General features: G+C 69.1%; 15 protein-coding genes. 10 read left to right on the plus strand and 5 right to left on the minus strand.

From position 1 onward, the window contains the following. Positions 1 to 121 precede the first annotated feature (121 nt). The 3 genes from KUTG_RS47440 to KUTG_RS47450 form a co-directional block, all read right to left on the minus strand. Entirely contained in the window at positions 122 to 859 is a 738-nt protein-coding gene (locus KUTG_RS47440; RefSeq protein WP_043726502.1) for a MerR family transcriptional regulator, read from the minus strand. A 27-nt stretch (positions 860 to 886) separates the two neighbouring features. Then, positions 887 to 1,825: an alpha/beta hydrolase gene (locus KUTG_RS47445; RefSeq protein ID WP_043726504.1), complete on the minus strand. Its 939-nt coding sequence runs from the start codon at positions 1,823 to 1,825 to the stop codon at positions 887 to 889. A 93-nt stretch (positions 1,826 to 1,918) separates the two neighbouring features. Beyond that, positions 1,919 to 2,785 carry an ATP-grasp domain-containing protein gene (locus tag KUTG_RS47450; protein ID WP_043733264.1) on the minus strand — a complete coding sequence of 289 codons (867 nt, stop codon included), beginning with the start codon at positions 2,783 to 2,785 and terminating at the stop codon, positions 1,919 to 1,921. A gap of 254 nt (positions 2,786 to 3,039) precedes the next feature. Between KUTG_RS47450 and KUTG_RS59880 the strand changes: the two genes are divergently transcribed. From KUTG_RS59880 to KUTG_RS47490, 9 genes are all read left to right on the plus strand, one after another. Continuing rightward, on the plus strand, positions 3,040 to 3,936 hold the full coding sequence (locus tag KUTG_RS59880) for a hypothetical protein (RefSeq protein WP_157495300.1): 897 nt from the start codon (positions 3,040 to 3,042) through the stop codon (positions 3,934 to 3,936). Beyond that, positions 3,937 to 4,059 (plus strand): hypothetical protein, encoded by a 123-nt coding sequence (locus KUTG_RS65555; RefSeq protein WP_255360987.1) that lies wholly within the window; start codon positions 3,937 to 3,939, stop codon positions 4,057 to 4,059. A gap of 88 nt (positions 4,060 to 4,147) precedes the next feature. Beyond that, positions 4,148 to 5,338, plus strand: a complete 1,191-nt coding sequence (locus KUTG_RS47460) for a Gfo/Idh/MocA family protein (protein ID WP_084581647.1) — start codon at positions 4,148 to 4,150, stop codon at positions 5,336 to 5,338. Positions 5,339 to 5,530: 192 nt separating this feature from the next. Further along, entirely contained in the window at positions 5,531 to 6,334 is an 804-nt protein-coding gene (locus tag KUTG_RS47465; RefSeq protein WP_052396281.1) for an endo alpha-1,4 polygalactosaminidase, read from the plus strand. A gap of 109 nt (positions 6,335 to 6,443) precedes the next feature. After that, complete coding sequence (locus KUTG_RS47470; RefSeq protein WP_052396282.1) at positions 6,444 to 7,628, plus strand: ABC transporter substrate-binding protein; 1,185 nt, start codon at positions 6,444 to 6,446, stop codon at positions 7,626 to 7,628. Positions 7,629 to 7,640: 12 nt separating this feature from the next. Next, the gene (locus KUTG_RS47475) at positions 7,641 to 8,558 is read left to right on the plus strand and encodes a carbohydrate ABC transporter permease (protein WP_043726508.1); all 918 of its coding nucleotides are present in this window, start codon (positions 7,641 to 7,643) and stop codon (positions 8,556 to 8,558) included. After that, positions 8,555 to 9,421: a carbohydrate ABC transporter permease gene (locus tag KUTG_RS47480; protein ID WP_052396283.1), complete on the plus strand. Its 867-nt coding sequence runs from the start codon at positions 8,555 to 8,557 to the stop codon at positions 9,419 to 9,421. Before KUTG_RS47475 ends, KUTG_RS47480 begins: the two co-directional genes overlap by 4 nt. Positions 9,422 to 9,424: 3 nt before the next feature. Then, complete coding sequence (locus KUTG_RS47485; protein WP_043726509.1) at positions 9,425 to 10,357, plus strand: carbohydrate kinase family protein; 933 nt, start codon at positions 9,425 to 9,427, stop codon at positions 10,355 to 10,357. After that, on the plus strand, positions 10,354 to 11,670 hold the full coding sequence (locus KUTG_RS47490; RefSeq protein ID WP_043726511.1) for an alpha-glucosidase/alpha-galactosidase: 1,317 nt from the start codon (positions 10,354 to 10,356) through the stop codon (positions 11,668 to 11,670). The genes KUTG_RS47485 and KUTG_RS47490 overlap by 4 nt, the downstream gene beginning before the upstream one ends. A gap of 59 nt (positions 11,671 to 11,729) precedes the next feature. On the opposite strand, the gene KUTG_RS47495 is transcribed toward KUTG_RS47490, so the two are convergent. Together KUTG_RS47495 and KUTG_RS47500 are read right to left on the minus strand one after the other, a co-directional pair. Continuing rightward, positions 11,730 to 13,244 (minus strand): tannase/feruloyl esterase family alpha/beta hydrolase, encoded by a 1,515-nt coding sequence (locus KUTG_RS47495; protein WP_198047900.1) that lies wholly within the window; start codon positions 13,242 to 13,244, stop codon positions 11,730 to 11,732. 165 nt (positions 13,245 to 13,409) lie between these two features. Further along, positions 13,410 to 14,798: an MFS transporter gene (locus tag KUTG_RS47500; RefSeq protein WP_043733274.1), complete on the minus strand. Its 1,389-nt coding sequence runs from the start codon at positions 14,796 to 14,798 to the stop codon at positions 13,410 to 13,412. A 144-nt stretch (positions 14,799 to 14,942) separates the two neighbouring features. On the opposite strand from KUTG_RS47500, the gene KUTG_RS47505 reads away from it, so the two are divergent. Then, a complete protein-coding gene (locus KUTG_RS47505; protein ID WP_043726512.1) occupies positions 14,943 to 16,760 on the plus strand; it encodes a helix-turn-helix domain-containing protein in 1,818 nt (605 codons plus the stop codon). Positions 16,761 to 16,770: the final 10 nt, after the last annotated feature.

Raw genomic sequence — 16,770 nt, forward strand, 5'->3', positions numbered from 1 at the left:
CGGCCACGCGGCCGAGCCCGAACCGCGAGAATCGCTGATGGACCGCCTGCGGGCTGGCGCCCAGGGGTCCAGTAGACCATCCGCATCTGCCGATGTGCGTTTGTCCGGAGTCGGCCGGAGATCAGGTGTCGGGCACGGCGATGCTGCGCCGCAGGGCACGGTGGGCGAGCACATCGAGGATCCGCTGCCACGCCGGTGATGCCTCGGTGACCAGGGAGGAGACCACCGTCCTGCTCCCTGGCCGGCTGAGGTCGCCTTCGTGTTCGAGCTCCCAGGCGTCCAGGTCATCGATGAGCTGGTCCACCCGTGGATCGTGCGGATCCCAGTCGACTGCTTGATCACAGGCCAGGTACAGGCGCGTCCGGTCGGGGTCGGCGAAGCCGGCGTTCTTGTCCTGTATCCACTGAGAGGTGGCGCGCGGGTCCAGTGCCTGTATCAAGATGCGCGCGTCCCGCTCCAGTCGCACGGTCCGTTCGCTGACCCCGATGCCGCGCATCCGGTCCAGGATGGCGACCACTTCGGGCGGCAGGACCAGCCGTTCACCGCCGGCCAGTTCGGCGATCCGGCGCCGGTGCTCGGCGAGCCGGTCGATCTTGCGCTGCAGGTCGGCGTCGATGTCGGTGATGGCCGCGGCGAACTCGGTCGGCTGGGCGTGCAGCAGCGCGTCGATGCGGGCCAGCGGCACCCCGGCATCGGCCAGGGTCCTGATCCGGATGAGGTCCACCGCTGCTTGCGCGTTGTAGCGGCGGTAGCCGGAGGCGTCGCGGTCGGGCTCGGCCAACAGGCCGATGCGGTGGTAGTGGCGGACGGTGCGTACGGTCACGCCGGCGGTCGCCGCGAGTTGGCTGATCGTGAGCACCGTCCTCCTCCGACTGTCGTGACGACTCTAGGCGCGGGCCGCGCGGTCCACCACGTCGCGGATCGCCTGGACCACGACATCAGGCCGCTGGAAGCAGAGCTGACTGTGGCCGATGCCGGAGACGGTGCGTTGTTCCCCGTGCGAGACCGCGCTCACCAGGGCGGCGATCATCCTCCGCTTGCCCTCACCAATCTCCCGCAGCGTCCGCTCCGCTATACGCAGCCGCGTTTGCTGCGACGTCAGCGCGCGCTGGGCGGGGTCGACGCCCTCCGCGGTGAGCGCGATCAGCGGGACGTCGGGGATGTCCGGTCCGGCCCGTAGTTCCTCGGCGAGTGCGACGAGGTTGCCGCGCTCGGCGAAGCCGGCCTGGAGCCATTCGTCGCTCGTGTGGGCATCGATCAGCGGCAGCCGCACGTGCTCCGGGTATCCCGCCAACAACTCGGTGTACATCTCGCGCAGGGCTGGGCGCATCTGCTGGATCTGCGCCGGATCAGGCGCCATCCGCTCGCCCGCGGCCAGGGCCGCCTCGGCGGGCATGAAGTCGTCCCAGTCGCGATGGAAGGCATCCAACCAGACCAGCCCGGCCACCTCGCGTGGGTGCAGCTGCGCGAACCGATGCGCGTAGGCGCCGCCGAGGGAGTGCGCCACCACAACGTAGGGGGCGGCGATGTCCTGGGCGTGCAGCAACTCGTGCAGTTCCGTGGCGACCGCGGCGGCGGTGCGTGGCAGTGGCAGCGGATCGCTGTAGCCCGTGCCGCCGCGGTCGTACACAACGGCGGTGGTGAACCGCGAGACCTGTTGCTGGACCAGGAAGTAGTCCAGACCGACCGAGCTGGCACCGGGCAGGAAGACGACGGCCGGTCCGTCGCTGCCCGTCCGACGCACGAAAACGCGGCGGCCGTCGATCTCCTGGAACCCACCGGTCGGCGGAGCGGGCCGAGCCGCGGAAGTGATGTTCTCCGTCATGGGACAAGGCTCGAACCCTGACCTACGGTCAGGGTCAAGCCCGTCGGCCGCTCCCCGGAAGGGCAAGGCGCGCTGGTGCCGGAAGTCCGGCTGTCAGCCCGGCGAGCGGACCAGGACTTCGGCGAACCGGTCCGCGGCGGTGGCGTCGGCGAACGGCAGGAACAGCGACGGCTCGATCAGCTCGACCTCCAGCACGCAATAGCGGCCGTTGTCATCACGGACGAGGTCCACGCGGGCGTAGGCCGGCGTGCCCAGCCGACGCCCGACGGACTCCAATGCCTTGGTGGCAACGAAGATCTGGTCGGGCGACGCGCTGTGCTCGGTGTTGGCCTCGGCCGCGAACAGCGCCTCCACCGCCCCGGCCCGGGGCAGAGTGACACGTTTGCTGGCGGCGTGGCTGAACGTTCCGCCGAAGAACACCATCGGCCACTCACCGTCCTCGGCGACCGACGCCAACAGCGGCTGGATCAGGACGGTCAGGCCAGCGGCGTGCAGGCGGGCGACGTGCGCGGTCGCGTTGCCATGCTCGTCGGGTCCGTACCAGGCAGCGTCGCGGCTGCCCGCGCCCACGGCCGGCTTCACCACGAATCTGCCGTCCGGGAACCGCGCGGTCGCGCCGGGATGCGCGAACACCGTCGGGGTGATCGACACGCCGTCCTCCGCCAGTTCGGCGAGGTACTGCTTGTCCAGGTTCCATCGCACGGTCGCGGGTGGGTTCACCAGTTCGCTGACGGTGTCCACGCCTTCGACCCAGTTCAGGAACTCGGGCAGGTGCTGTGGGTAGTCCCAGGCCGAGCGCAGCACCACCCGGTCATAGCTGGACCAGGCCACGCCGGGGTCGTTCCAGTCCACGACATCGACCGCCACACCGGTTCGCTTCAGTGCGCTCAGCGCGATCGGCTCGTCCTCGTCCAGTCCCCGTGCTTCCCGCGCCGTCACCCACGCCAACCGCTCGATCATCATCGGATAGTAGGTGAGCTGCTCCGGATCTGGTGGAGACCGTGATGTGCCCTGAGTTTCGTGGAGCCGGCTCGCTGGACTTCAGTGATGTGCCCCGGGAGCCGGTCCCGGTCCAGTCCTTCGACGATGCGTCGCCATTGTGACTTCGCGCCGTTCGCTGCGGCGCTTCGTACGACGGATGGGATGATCGGCGGTATGCGGACTTGGTGACACGTGGTCTGCTTGAAGGTACTTGCCTTGATGGGGATTGAGGTATGGAAATGATGGTCAAACGTCGTTCCGTCACGCTCGCCGCAAGTGCAATACTAGTTCTGGCCTCAGTGTCAACAGGCCCGCCGGCGGCAGCGAGCGTGCGCGGTTCACATTTATCGAGCGCAATCGACGTGGACATGAACGCGCCGAATTTCGGAACGGTGCCCGACACGAGACCCGTCGAGATCGAACAGCCACGGCCCACAGACCTGAATCATGCGACGTGGGGGCTGGAGCCAAATTCCGGCGCAGGTCAGGACGGAATGATCTCACTTCACACCGTGTACCCGAACCTGGGGATCGGCACAGAACATGGCGAATTTCTGTACGCGCCGACAATGAAGCCCGCAAATTCTTGCATCGAGATGACAACCGTGTACGGTCAGCCGGCGGGCGCCTCGCTGTGGGCTTGGGACTGGTGCCGGTCAACTCCCGGGCCGGCCAGGACGGCAGTGGTGGCCGACTCGTCGTTCCTTCCGGTCTACACCAAACCGGCGCCGACCGGGAACGGTCGTGCTTACCTGGTGCGAATCCAGCGCACCAATCCCGCCGCGAACACGTGGACGGCATCGCTTTTCAACTACAAGACGGCCGTGTGGAACCTTTTCTACACCAGCTCCGGCACGCCCGATCCCAACGGAAGCCCCGATCTGGGTTGGGACATGTTCGAAGCCTACTCGACCGTCGACCCGCAGACCGGCGACGGCTATTATTGCGCGTCGCTCGCGAACACGCGGTTCGACAGCACCAACATCAGACTGCTGGACGGCACCAGTAACAGTGCCGCGACAGCATCGAACTCGTCGTACCTGTCGACAGGAGGTCCTTTCTTCTGTCCGAGGTTGAGTTTCACCGTGGCCGATTCCTATAATTCTTGGACGGTGTACGGAGGGGCTTGATTGCTGAGGGTGCCGATCGGCGGGGCGGTCGCCAAGGTGAGCGGCACGGCGCAGGCCGCCGGCTTCGCGCCGGGCATGGCGACCGGCGTCGGCGGGTACGGCACCGCCGCCGCCGACTCTTGACGACCGCTCCGACGGCCACGGCAGGAATGCGCGAAACTGCTCGATCCGGCCCTTGAACGCTCATTATCGAGCGTCTAGGGTCGTGGTCATGCTGCGGATCGGGGTCGTCGGCGTGGGGCAGCGGGCGCGCATGGCCACCCTGGCGAACCAGATCGGCGTGGCCGAGGTCGTGGCCTGTGCGGACATCGACCCGCGAGGACGGTCGGACGCGCGCGAGCTGTTCGGGCCCGACGTCGAGGTGCGGGAGCGGTACGAGGACCTGGCCACGGACGGGCTGGACGCGGTGTTCGTGTTGACACCGGACCACCTGCATGCCCGGCCGGCGCTGCACTTCCTTGACGCCGGAGTCGCGGTGTTCGTGGACAAGCCGTTGGCCATCAGCCTGGCGGACTGCGACGAGGTGTTGGCGACGGCGGCCCACACCGGCAGCCGGCTGTACGTGGGGCACAACCTGCGGCATCTGCCGATGCTGCGCCGGATGCGGGAGCTGATCGACGAGGGGGCGATCGGCCGGGTGCAGTCGGTGTGGTGCCGGCACTTCGTCGGGCACGGCGGCGACTTCTACTTCAAGGACTGGCATGCCGAGCGGGCCAAGACCACCGGGTTGCTGCTGCAGAAGGGCGCGCACGACATCGACGTGATCCACTGGTTGGCCGGCGGCTACTCACGTGACGTCGTCGCGATGGGCGGGCTGCGGGTGTACGGGGACAATCCGCACCGGCGGACGGACGACCCGGCCGGCCGGCGGATGGGGGACTGGTACGACCCTGCGGTCTGGCCGCCGTCGCGGCTGCGGGACCTGCACCCCGTCATCGACGTCGAGGATCTGAGCATGATGCTGGCCCGGCTGGACAACGGAGTCCTCACGAGCTACCAGCAGTGCCACTTCACGCCCGACTACTGGCGCAACTACACGGTGATCGGCGACGAGGGCCGGCTGGAGAACTTCGGCGACGGGCTCGACGGCGACCCGGCGGTGATCAACGTCTGGAACCGGCGGCGGTCCGGCTACCGACGGGACGCCGACCTGTCGATCCCGATCCCACAACAGGATCTGCACGGCGGCGCCGACCGGGCACTGGTCACGGAGTTCCTTCGGTTCGCCGCCGCCGGCGGGCCGACCGAGACCTCGCCGATCGCGGCCCGGGAGGCGGTCGCCGCGGCCGTCGCCGCGACGATGTCGCTGCGTTCGGGTGGGACGCCGACGGCGGTGCCGGGACTCGATCCTGTGCTCGTCCGCCACTTCGAGGGGCGTCAGGGCACGGAGGAAACGTCATGACCGGACGATTCTCGTTGCGACGCTTGACAGACACGCGGCCAGGCCCTTTACTCGGGTGCACCCCGACGGGCCGCGGCCCTCGGTGGCAGATGGCACGCCCAGCCGGTATGCATTGTGCGAGCCCGGACTGAGTCGCCAGGACGCTTCGGCGTCCGAGGCGGGGACGTGTCCGCCAGCAGTCGGAGTTCGACGATGGCCCTGACTTCCCTGCGAGTTCTGCCGTCCCTCGGCGCGATCGTGACGTTGGCCGGCGGCCTGCTGTTGCCGTCCACTTCGGACGCACACGCGGTGACCGCGCCGCCCGTGCACGCCGGCTTCGACTACCAGATCGGCAGCCCCTACTCGCCGCCGTCCGGGGTGCGCGTGGTCAGCCGCGATCACGACGCCGTCCCGGCGGCCGGCCTCTACAACGTCTGCTATGTCAACGCTTTCCAGGCGCAGACCGGCGCCGAGGGGAGCTGGGACGCCGATCTGCTGCTGCGGGATGCCAACGGCAACGTGGTCAAGGATCCCGACTGGAACGAGGCGTTGCTCGACCTGCGCACCGCGGACAAGCGCGGTCGGGTCGCCGCGAAGGTCGACACCTGGATCGACCAGTGCGCCGGTAAGGGCTTCAACGGCGTCGAGCCGGACAACTACGACAGCTACACCCGGTCGAAGAACCTGCTGACCGCCGACCAGGCGCAGTCCTACATCCGACTGCTCTCGGCCCACGCGCACAGCCGCGGGCTCGCGATCGCGCAGAAGAACACCGCCGAGCTGGCCGGCAACGCCAAGGCCAACGGCCTGGACTTCGCCGTCGCCGAGGAATGCGCCGAATACGACGAGTGCGGCGACTATGCGTCGGCTTTCGCCAACCACGTCGAGGTCATCGAGTACACCGACAGCGGCCTGAGCAAGGCGTGCTCGAAGTGGGGGAGCACGCTGAGCGTCGTAGAGCGCGATGTCGACGTGACGGCGCCCGGCAGCGGCAGCTACGTCCGCCGCACCTGCTGAGCCGCAAGGGAATCGACATGGGCGCGCACTTGTCCCGCTTTGTACTGGGTCCATGCCGAAAACACATAGATGCGCGGGCACGGGCGACGGCGTCGGGCCGGACGGCCGGGTGACTATCGAGCTGTGGCACGGTCAGAACGACAACGGCCGCAAGGTGATCGAGGCGCTGATCGGCGACTTCCAGCGCAGCCACCCGGACATCGTGGTGGACACCAGCGGCGGCGCACTCGCCGATGGCCTGCTGGAGAAGGTGATGACGGCGCTGGCCTCGGGCTCGCATCCCGACATCGCCTACATCTTCGGCGCCGACCTGCCGAGCGTGGCGCGCAGCCCACAGGTGGTGGACATGACCGACGAGGTGCACTCCTGGTCGGTGCCGTGGACCGACTACTGGCAGCCGGCGCGGGACGCCGTCACGGTCAACGGACGTGTGCGCGCGGTGCCGGCGGTCGTGGACACGCTTGCCGTGGTGTGCAACAAGTCCCTGTTCGACCAGGCCGGTCTCGAGCTGCCCGAGCCGGGCTGGACCTGGTCGAGCTTCCTGGCCACGGCCAAGAAGCTGACCGACCCGGCCGCCGGTGTTTTCGGCACCGGCTGGCCGGGCGCCGGCGACGAGGACACCGTCTGGCGGTTGTGGCCGCTGGTGTGGAACCTCGGCGGCGAGATCATCGACTCGGACGGCACCGGCATCGGCTTCCGGCAGGTGGGGGCGCGGGCACTGGGGGTGGTGCGTCAACTGGCCTCGGACCGGAGCGTCTACATCGACCCCAAGACCGGCAGCGAGCAGATGTACCAGGTGTTCGACGCGGGACGGATGGGCATGCTCCTCACCGGACCGTGGCAGCTGCCGGACATTCGAGAGTCCGGTGTGGACTATCACGTGGTGCCCATGCCGACGTTCGACGGCCGGCCGGTGACCATCTCCGGGCCCGACGCCTGGACGTTGTTCGACAACGGCCCGGCCCGGGTGCGGGCCGCCCGCACGTTCGTGCGCTGGCTGACGCGGCCGGCCCAGGACGTGCGGTGGGACGTCGGCGCCGGTAGCCTGCCGCTGAGCAAGGACGCGGAGAACCTCAAGGAGTGGCAGGACAATTCCGCGCAAAGCGAGGGTTTGTCGGTGTTTGTCGACGCCCTGGCTTCGGCCCGGGTCCGGCCGGCCCATCCCGCGTATCCGCAGGTCTCCCAGGCTGTCGGCACGGCGATCGTGTCCATGTTGCTCGGCCGGAGCGCGCCGGCGCAGGCGATGGCGGCCTGTGCCGACGAGGCCGACGCGGCGCTGATCATTCCCCGATGAGGAGGTGAGGTCATGCCCCGGCGCCTGCCGACCCCGATCACGCTTGCGGCCCGGCGCAGGCACGGTGAGACCGCGACCGCGTGGACCTATCTGTCCCCGTCGGTGGTGGTGATCATCGGGCTGAGCGTCGTGCCGGTGGTCTGGTCGCTGCTGTTGTCGTTTCAGGCCAACGATCTCGTGACACCGAGCCGCTTCGTCGGCCTGGACAACTACGCCGCCCTGGCCAAGGACCCGCACTTCGCCCAGTCGGTCGGCAACACGCTGCTCTACACGGTCTGCTACGTGCCGCTGAGCATCGTGCTCGGGCTGGCGCTGGCGCTGGCCCTGAACCGGCGGATCCGGTTCGTCGGCCTGTACCGGACGATGTTCGTGGTGCCGTTCGTCATCTCCGCGACCGCACAGGGTGTGCTGTTCTCCTTCGTGCTCGATCCCCAGTTCGGCGTGGCCAACTCGGTCCTGCACCACCTCGGCGTCTCGCCGCAGGGTTTCCTCACCGATCCGGCGCAGGCGCTGCTGGTGCTGGTGGCCATCACATTGTGGAGCGGAACCGGGTTCTGTGTGGTGATCTTCCTGGCCGCGTTGCAGGACGTGCCGGCAACACTGATCGAGGCCGGTCGGCTGGACGGGGCCGGCCGGTGGCAGCTGCTGCGGCACATCACGCTGCCGGCGATCGCGCCGGTGACGGTCTTCCTGGTGCTGTGGCAGACCATCAACTCGTTGCAGGTGTTCGACCTGGTCTACGTGACGACCAGGGGCGGCCCGCTCGGCTCGACGACCGTGATCGTCTACTTCATCTGGGAGCAGGCGTTCAGGAACTTCACCGCCGGTTACGGCGCCGCGGCGGCCTACGTGCTCGCGATCGTGTTGCTGGCCGTGGCCGTCGTCCTGCGCCTGGCCCGGCACCGCAACGTCCAAGGAGCTCCGCGATGACCGCCACGATCGCCGTGACAACGGTCGACGCCAAGGCGAAACGCCCGTGGCGGCTGCCGTTCAGCCCGTGGCACCTGCTGCTGGCGCCGCTGGCGTTGCTGTTCGTGATCCCGTTGCTGTGGCTGGTGCTCAGCTCGGTCATGAGCGACGCGGAGATCAACCGGTTCCCGCCCGCGCTGTGGCCGTCGGCCATCGACCTCGGCGGCTTCCGTTACGTGCTGGCCAATGCCCTGTTCCCGACCTGGTTCATGAACTCGCTGATCGTGTCCGCGGTGACCGTGCTGGCCAACCTGCTGTTCGGCGCGCTCGGCGGCTACGCGTTCGCCCGGATGCGGTTCGCCGGCTCGCGGGCGCTGCTGGCGGCGATGGTGGCGACCATGGCGATCCCCTTCCAGCTCACCATGATCCCGACCTTCCTGGTGATGAAGTGGCTGGGCCTGATCGACTCGCTCGGCGCGTTGATCGTGCCGTCGCTGGTCACGCCGCTGTCGGTGTTCCTGCTGCGACAGTTCTTCCTGTCGCTGCCGCGCGAGCTGGAGGAGGCGGCCTGGATCGACGGCTGCTCCCGGCTGCGGGTGCTGTTCCAGATCATGCTGCCGCTGTCCCGGCCGGCGCTGAGCACCGTGGCCGTGCTGACGTTCCTGAGCACGTGGAACGATCTGACCTGGCCGCTGATCGCGATCAACCACGACAACCGCTACACGCTCCAGCTCGGCCTGACCACGTTCCAGGGCCTGCACCACACCCAGTGGTCCGCGGTGATGGCCGGGAACCTGATCACCGTGCTGCCGGTGCTGCTGGCGTTCCTCGGCGCCCAGCGGGCGTTCATCCGGTCCATCGCCTCCAGCGGCCTCAAGGGGTGAGCCATGCCCCACGATTTCGACCTGCTGGTCGTCGGCGACGCCAACCCGGACGTCGTGCTCGGCCCGGTGCCCGATCCGATCGAGTTCGGCCAGCGCGAGGTTCTCGTGCCGACCGGCGCGATCGTGCTCGGTGGGTCCGGCGCCATCACGGCGCGGGGCGCGGCCCGACTCGGGTTGCGCGTGGCGTTCGCCGGACGGGTCGGCCGCGACCATGCCGGCGCCATGGTCCGTGACCTCCTCACCTCCTCCGGCGTGGCCTGCTTTCTGCGGTTGGACGACGACGCGAACACGCCCGTGACAACGGTGCTGACCCGGGGGAGCGACCGTGCGATCCTGACCGCGTCCGGCACGCTCGCCCGCACCGAGGCCGCCGACGTGCCGGCGGAGCTTCTGGCGGCCAGCCGGCATGTGCACGCGTCGTCGTACTTCCTCATGCCCAGGTTGGCGGTGCCGGAGCTGTTCCGCGAGGCGCGCCGGCACGGTGCCACGACTTCCTTGGACACCAACGACGATCCGTCCGGGCGATGGGACATCGGCGCCGTGCTGGCGGAGACGGATGTCGTGCTGCCCAACGCAGCCGAGGCGATCAAGCTCACCGGCCGCGCCACCGTCCGCGAGGCCGCGGCGGCCCTCGCCGTGGACGGCCGGCTCGTCGCCGTGAAGAACGGCGCCGACGGGGCCTTGTCCCACGACGGAACCGACATCGTCGAGTGCCCGACCGTCACAGTGTCCACTGTGGACGCTGTTGGCGCTGGAGACAGCTTCAATGCCGGCTTCATCACCGGTCTGCTGCACGACATGCCGCCGCGCCAACGACTCGCGCTGGCCGTCGCCTGCGGCGCACTGTCCACAAGGGCCGCCGGCGGCACTGCCGCCCAGCCCACCCTCGCCGAGGCGCTCGGCCATCTTCCAAGCTACCGAACGGACCAATCATGAAGATCGCCTTCGTCGGCGCCGGCAGTGTGGTGTTCACCCAGGGACTGCTCGCCGATCTGTTGGCCTTCCCCGAGTTCGCCGACGTGCACATCGCGCTGCACGACATCGATCAGGACCGGCTGGCCACCGCGCTCGCCGCGGCGCGACACATCGCGCAGGTCCGCGGGGCCAAACCGGCGATCACCGCGCACCTGGAGCGCCGGCCGGCGCTCGACGGCGCCGACTTCGTGATCAACATCGTGCAGGTCGGCATGGGCGAGGCGACCCGCACGGACTTCGAGGTGCCGGCCCGCCACGGGCTGCGTCAGACCATCGGCGACACCCTCGGCATCGGCGGGATCTTCCGCGCGCTGCGGACCTTTCCGCTGCTGCGGGGCCTCGGCGCGGACATGGCCGAGGTGTGTCCGCGGGCGTGGCTGCTCAACTACACCAACCCGATGGCCATGAACGTGCAGTACCTGGCCGAGGCCACCGGGCTGACCAGGGTCGTCGGCCTGTGTCACTCCGTGTACTGGACCATGCGCGGCCTGGCCGACCTGGTCGGCGTGCCGTACGAGGAGATCGTCTACCGCTCGGCCGGCGTCAACCACCAGGCGTGGATCCTGCGCTTCGAGCACGAGGGTGTCGATCTCTATCCACGGCTGGCCGAACTCGCCGAGCGGGACCCCGAGCTGCGGCGCCGGGTGCGGTTCGACATGTTCCGGCGCCTGGGCTTCTACCCGACGGAGACCAGCGAGCACTCCTGCGAGTACGTGCCGTGGTATCTGCGCCATGACAGCGAGATCGAGCGGCTGCGCGTGCCGATCGGGGACTACCTGGACATCGTCGCCGCGAACGAGGCCGACTACGAGCGGACGCGGTCCGCGCTCGCCATGGGGGAGCCGCCTGCGGTCGAAGGCACGATGGAGTACGCGCCGCAGGTCATCCACAGCATCGCCACCGGCGTGCCCAGGACCGTGTACGGCAACGTGCCCAATCACGGACTGATCCCCAACCTGCCCGCCACCGGCGCCGTCGAGGTGCCCTGCCTCGTCGACGCCACCGGCGTGCAACCCACCCGCGCCGACCCGCTGCCGCCGCAGCTCGCCGCGCTCAACCGCGCCTATCTGAGCGTGACCGACCTGGTGGTGCGCGCCGCCGTCGAGGACGAGCCCCGGCACATCCGGCACGCCGCCATGGCCGATCCGGCCACGGCCGCGACGCTGCCGGTGGAGGCGATCTGGCGGCTGTGCGACGACATGGTGATCGCCCACGCCGACCGCCTCCAGCCCGGCCTACGGGCGGTTCTGGCGTCCGAGGTTCGCCCCGGGTAGTGGACACCGTGCCGGACACGGGAACACCGGCCACCGTGCCGAAACCCGATGTCCGGGCGTCAGCGGGTGCAGACGAAGCTCGCGGCGCGGTCCGGATCACCGGCTCGGTACCTGGGCCATTCCGGGTATTGGCACAGCGGACGATCGCGGTTGTGGATCGCGTCGGCCACGATCGGATTCGTCGGCGGCTGTCCCCGTTCGACCCAGTGCTCCAGCGCGGAGAGCGAATCCCAGCCGGCGGCGAACGCCGGCGTGCCGAAGTTGGCGTGGTTGGCCCCGGGCACGACGTAGTAACGCAGGAACGCGCCGGTCGACCGGGGGCCGACCGTGTCGAGCACTCGGTGGTAGTAGTCGCTCGTCGAACGGGCGGAGACCAACTCGTCCGCGGCGCCGTGGAGCAGGATCAGCTTGCCGCCGGCGCGAGCGAACGGCCGAAGATCCGCGTTGTTGCGGTCCTCGATCGTGGACAGGTGACTGATTCGGTCGAGCCACTGCCCAGGATGCCGGGGATCCACGTCGAGCGGGTTGTGGCCGGGGTCGCGCGTCAGGAAGTACTTGACCCACTGGTCCCAGTACTGCATCCCGTAGCCGCTCGTCACCGGCATGGGGTCGGCCGGTGCGGTGGTGCCGAAGCCGAGGAACGGGGTCCTCATGTCGGCCCCCGAGAGGAACGGGAAGCCCGGGTACTCGGTCTCGCCGCTGGCGAGCCGATACGGCCACCTGAACGGCGAGGACATGGCAGTCACGGCGTCGATCTGGGTATCCGAGAGGCAGGTCGGACCGGCGTCGACACCGCCGGGGCAGCGCAGCGTGTCGAGATCGAAGTGACAGGCCCGCGGGTTCGAGATGATCATGTCCTTGACGCCGTCCAGACCGTCGCACGCGGCGATGACGCTGGTGTAGAGGAGCGTCTGCTTCTCGGGTCCGGGGAAAGCGCCGGGGCGGGACAGGACCTGCGCCAGGTAGCCCAGGTCCAGGATCTCGCTGAGGTTGTTCCAGGCGGGAAAGGCGGAGATCACCCCGTCGAACGCGGTCGGCCACCGCTGGGCGACGTCGAGGGCTTCGCGGCCGCCGGTCGAGCCGCCGGCGAAGTAGACCTCGGCCGGCATGGTCCTGTAGGCGTGCTGGATGAGGAACAGGCTTGCGTCGCGCGTCTTCTTGAGTGCGTCGCCGGCCGCGAAGTTGGCGACGGCCTCGTCGTTCACGCCGAACGAGCCGTCCAAGGTCGGAACGGCCGTCGGGCTCTGTTGGTGGCCGGAGTCGCTGGCGAACACCGCGTACCGCCGGGCCAGGGGCACCGGCCGGTCGACGGGGCCGAACGGCACGTTTCCGGCCAGATCGGGAATGGTGCCGTTGTAGCCGCCACCGCCGAACATCATCGCCTTGCGATTCCAGCCGTACGGCAGGGCGACCCGCATCCTGATGTCGGGCGCGGCCGGATCGACGGCGAAGATGTCGGCGTCGACCTGGCAGTACTCGATGGTTTCGCCACCGACCACGGTGGTCGTCACCGCGGTCGACTCGACCCGACCGCCGGTCGTCGGCAGGCTCATCACCGACGCCGGGATCGCCATCCGATCCAGGCCGCCACATTCTGGCGCGGTCGTCGCGGTGACGGTCGCGGCGTCGGCGAACTGTGGCGCGCCGGCGATCAGCGCCACGGCCGCCAGCACCAGGAGCCGCCGATTCCGGATGCCCGTTGCCGATGTCCTGCTCACGCTGGCCTCTTCTCGCCAATCTCAGCGGTAGAGATGCGTTCCCGGGATGGCATGCGGGTCCGCACGGACCTCGGCGGTGTTGGTCTCGGGCAGGAACCACGCGCTGGCGAAAGTGATCAGCCCCATGACCGTGATGTAGCCGGCGACCGGCAGGGTGCTCCCGGTCGCGGCGATGAGCGCCGTCATGAGGAACGGCGTGGCGCCGCTGACCAGGACGGCGGAGAGCTGGTAGGCCAGCGATGCGCCTGAGTAGCGGACGCCGGGCGCGAACAGCTCGCCGAGGAAACTGGCGATCGGGCCGTAGGTGAGGCACTGGAACACGAAACCCACCACCACCGCGACGAAGATCAGCGGCAGCGACGCCGTGTCGACGAGCCGGAAGTACGGGAAGGCCCAGACGGCGACGCCGAGGCCGCCGATCAGGATCAGCGGCCGACGGCCCACCCTGTCCGAGATGTGACCGGACCAGGGCAGGACCACCACCATCGCCACGGAACTGGCCAGCACCACCGCGAGCAGTGGGCCGCGCTCCAGCCGGAGGGCGCCGGTGCCGTAGCTCAGGAGTCCGGAGATGCTGACGTAGAAAAGGCTGTTGGTGGCGGAGAGGAGCCCGCAGCCGAGCAGGATGGTTCCCCACTTGTCGCGGACGACCTGGGCCAGCGGAGCCCGGACCACCGCACGCTCCGGCCGCGACACCTGTCGTTGCAGCTCGCGAAACTCCGGCGTGTCCTCCACCTTGGCCTGGATGTAGCTGACCACCCCGAACATCACGACGCTGACCAGGAAGGGAATGCGCCAGCCCCAGCTGAGGAAGGCGTCGTCGGGCATCAGGCCGCTGGCCGCCACGAAGATCAGGTTCGAGATGATCACGGCGATCGGGACGCTGGTCTGCCCGAAGGTTCCGGCGAAACCGCGCCGCTTGGGGCCGGCGGATTCCGTGAGCAGGAGCACGATGCCGCCCCACTGGCCACCCGCCGCGAGCCCCTGCACGAAACGCAGCGCGACCAGCAGCGTCGGAGCCAGTGCGCCGACCGAGGCCGCGTCGGGGAGGCAGCCGATCAGGAAGGTCGCTGCCCCCATGACCGCCAGGCAGGCCACGACGACCGGTTTGCGTCCGTACCTGTCACCGAGATGGCCGGCGAGCACCCCGCCGACCGGACGCGCGACGAAGCCCGCCCAGAACGTGCTGAAGGCGAGCAGCGTTCCGGTCAGCGCCGAGGAGTTCGGAAAGAACACGTGGGGGAACACCAGTGCGGCCGCGGTGCCGTAGAGGAAGAAGTCGTACCACTCGATCGAGCTGCCGGTGAGTCCCGCGGCCAGCAGCTTGCGGAAGGCTCGGCGTCGAATCGGGGACGAGCCGGCGCCGAGAAAGCCGGAGTGTCCGCCGGGTTGGGCGATCGGGGTTGCCATGCGGGCCGCCTTCATCGATAGCGCAGGCATGTGATGGCGGTCATATTAAGGTGGGCGTTACCCTGTGGTTCAGGTGTGCTTCCTCCACACCTCGCGCCGGTTCGGTGGGTGTTTCGCCCACCCGTTGTCGAGGAGGATGGCGCTGTGGCCGGTGATCCCGGCGAGGCGGAGTCGTACTCGCTCGTGCGGCGACAGCGCGAACTGGCCTCGTTGTACGCCACCGCCAAATCGCTCACCGCGCTCGGCACGCTCGACGAGGTGCTGCAGTCGATCGTCCACCATGCGCACGATCTGATCGGCACGGACTTCACCTACCTCTCGCTGGTCGGCGCGGACGGCAGGCTGTCGGCCCGAGCGTCGGAGGGAACGATCTCCGCCTCCTTTCTCGCGGCGGCGATACCACCCGATGTCGGTCTCGGTGGCAAGGTGCTGGCCTCCCGGAGCCCGTACTGGGTGCGCGACTACGCCGCCTGCACCCTGATCGACCACGACCCGGACTTCGACCGCCTCGGCGCTGCCGAGGGACTCGTCGCGCTGCTCGGTGTGCCGCTGGTCATTCGGGGTGAGGCGGTGGGCGCGCTGTTCGCCGCGGACCGCTCCGAGCGGTCGTTCCAGGCCGACGAGATCGCGCTGCTGACCGCGTTCGCCGATCATGCCGCGGTCGCCCTCGACAACGCCCGGCTGTACGAGGCCAGCCGGACTGCCCTGCGGGAGCTGCAGGTCGCGTACCGGAAGATCGAGAGACACATGGGCGTCATGGAGCGTGCGCAAGCGATCCACGAAGCCCTGACCGGTGTTGTGCTCGGCGGCGGATCGCCCGGCGAGGTCGCCGAGCTCCTCGCCGATCAACTGGGCGGCAGCGTCACACTCCTCGACCGGACCGGCGCCGCCGTGGTTCGCCGGGACTCGGCGTCGAGCCCGCGCCGGACCGCACCGGAGACCGACCTGGCCGACGCCATGGGGAACGCGCGCCGAACCGGTCGCTGCACGACCTCGGTCGACACCACCGGAGTCGCACTCAGCGTGGCTTCGATCCAGGCGGGCGACACCTATCTCGGCGCACTGGCGTGGAGCCGGGAACCAGTGGCCGATCACGGTGCGCCGGACGACATGGACCTGCGTACCCTCGAACGGGCCACGCACATCATGGGACTGCTCATCCTCAAGGAGCGGGCGGTCGCCGAGGCCAGCGAGCGGTTGAGCGGAGAGCTCCTGACCGAACTCATGGTCGGCAGCCCGGGGATCAGCGCGGCCCAGCGCGCCCGCGCCCGGGCCCGCAACCTCGACCCCGACAGCCTGGATCTGGTCCTCGTCGCGGACTCCCTCATATTGTCGCCGACCGAGTTGTCGCGCCACCTGCACGACATCGCCCGTGACTGCTCCGGACTGGCCGGCGAACATCTGGGCCGGGCCACCCTGATCCAGCACAGTGTTGACGACGACCAGACCGTCGAGCAGGTCCATCGTCGGCTCAGTCGCACGGTGGGCGGCCCCGTGGTCGTGGTCGGAGAACGCGCGCTCAACCACGACTGGGCACGCGCCTTCTCGCTGGCCAGTCGCTGCGGCGCCGTCGTGCGAGCGATCGGACACGACGACCTTGGCGCCACCACGGGTCGATACGCCCTCTACGCCATGGTCTTCGACACCGAGCGCGTCCACGAACTCGGCCGTTTCATCTCCGACTCCATCGGCGCGCTCCTCGACCACGACCGGCGACGCGGCACCGATCTGGTCGGCACCCTCAGTGCCTACTACGTCCACCACACCAACGTCGCGGCGACCGCCCGAGCGTTGCACGTGCATGTCAACACGTTGCTGAAGCGACTGGACCGGGCCGGCGACGTCCTCGGCCTCGACTGGCGCCACGAGAACGAACTGGAACTGCGGCTCGGACTCCAGCTGCACCAACTCAGCGCGGCCGCGACGGTCGGGCCGCCGCCACTCAGCTCCACGTCACTGTAACCTCGGTTGC

Source organism: Kutzneria sp. 744 (genome assembly GCF_000568255.1).
Taxonomy (GTDB): Bacteria; Actinomycetota; Actinomycetes; order Mycobacteriales; family Pseudonocardiaceae; genus Kutzneria.

Excerpts from the sequence above, each read along its gene's own strand:
- KUTG_RS47450 (WP_043733264.1), bottom strand. The coding sequence starts at position 2,785 with ATGATCGAGCGGTTGGCGTGGGTGACGGCGCGGGAAGCACGGGGACTG.
- KUTG_RS59880 (WP_157495300.1), top strand. The coding sequence starts at position 3,040 with ATGGAAATGATGGTCAAACGTCGTTCCGTCACGCTCGCCGCAAGTGCA.
- KUTG_RS47460 (WP_084581647.1), top strand. The coding sequence starts at position 4,148 with ATGCTGCGGATCGGGGTCGTCGGCGTGGGGCAGCGGGCGCGCATGGCC.
- KUTG_RS47485 (WP_043726509.1), top strand. The coding sequence starts at position 9,425 with ATGCCCCACGATTTCGACCTGCTGGTCGTCGGCGACGCCAACCCGGAC.
- KUTG_RS47495 (WP_198047900.1), bottom strand. The coding sequence starts at position 13,244 with ATGGCGATCCCGGCGTCGGTGATGAGCCTGCCGACGACCGGCGGTCGG.
- KUTG_RS47475 (WP_043726508.1), top strand. The coding sequence starts at position 7,641 with ATGCCCCGGCGCCTGCCGACCCCGATCACGCTTGCGGCCCGGCGCAGG.
- KUTG_RS47465 (WP_052396281.1), top strand. The coding sequence starts at position 5,531 with ATGGCCCTGACTTCCCTGCGAGTTCTGCCGTCCCTCGGCGCGATCGTG.
- KUTG_RS47480 (WP_052396283.1), top strand. The coding sequence starts at position 8,555 with ATGACCGCCACGATCGCCGTGACAACGGTCGACGCCAAGGCGAAACGC.
- KUTG_RS47445 (WP_043726504.1), bottom strand. The coding sequence starts at position 1,825 with ATGACGGAGAACATCACTTCCGCGGCTCGGCCCGCTCCGCCGACCGGT.
- KUTG_RS47490 (WP_043726511.1), top strand. The coding sequence starts at position 10,354 with ATGAAGATCGCCTTCGTCGGCGCCGGCAGTGTGGTGTTCACCCAGGGA.
- KUTG_RS47500 (WP_043733274.1), bottom strand. The coding sequence starts at position 14,798 with ATGGCAACCCCGATCGCCCAACCCGGCGGACACTCCGGCTTTCTCGGC.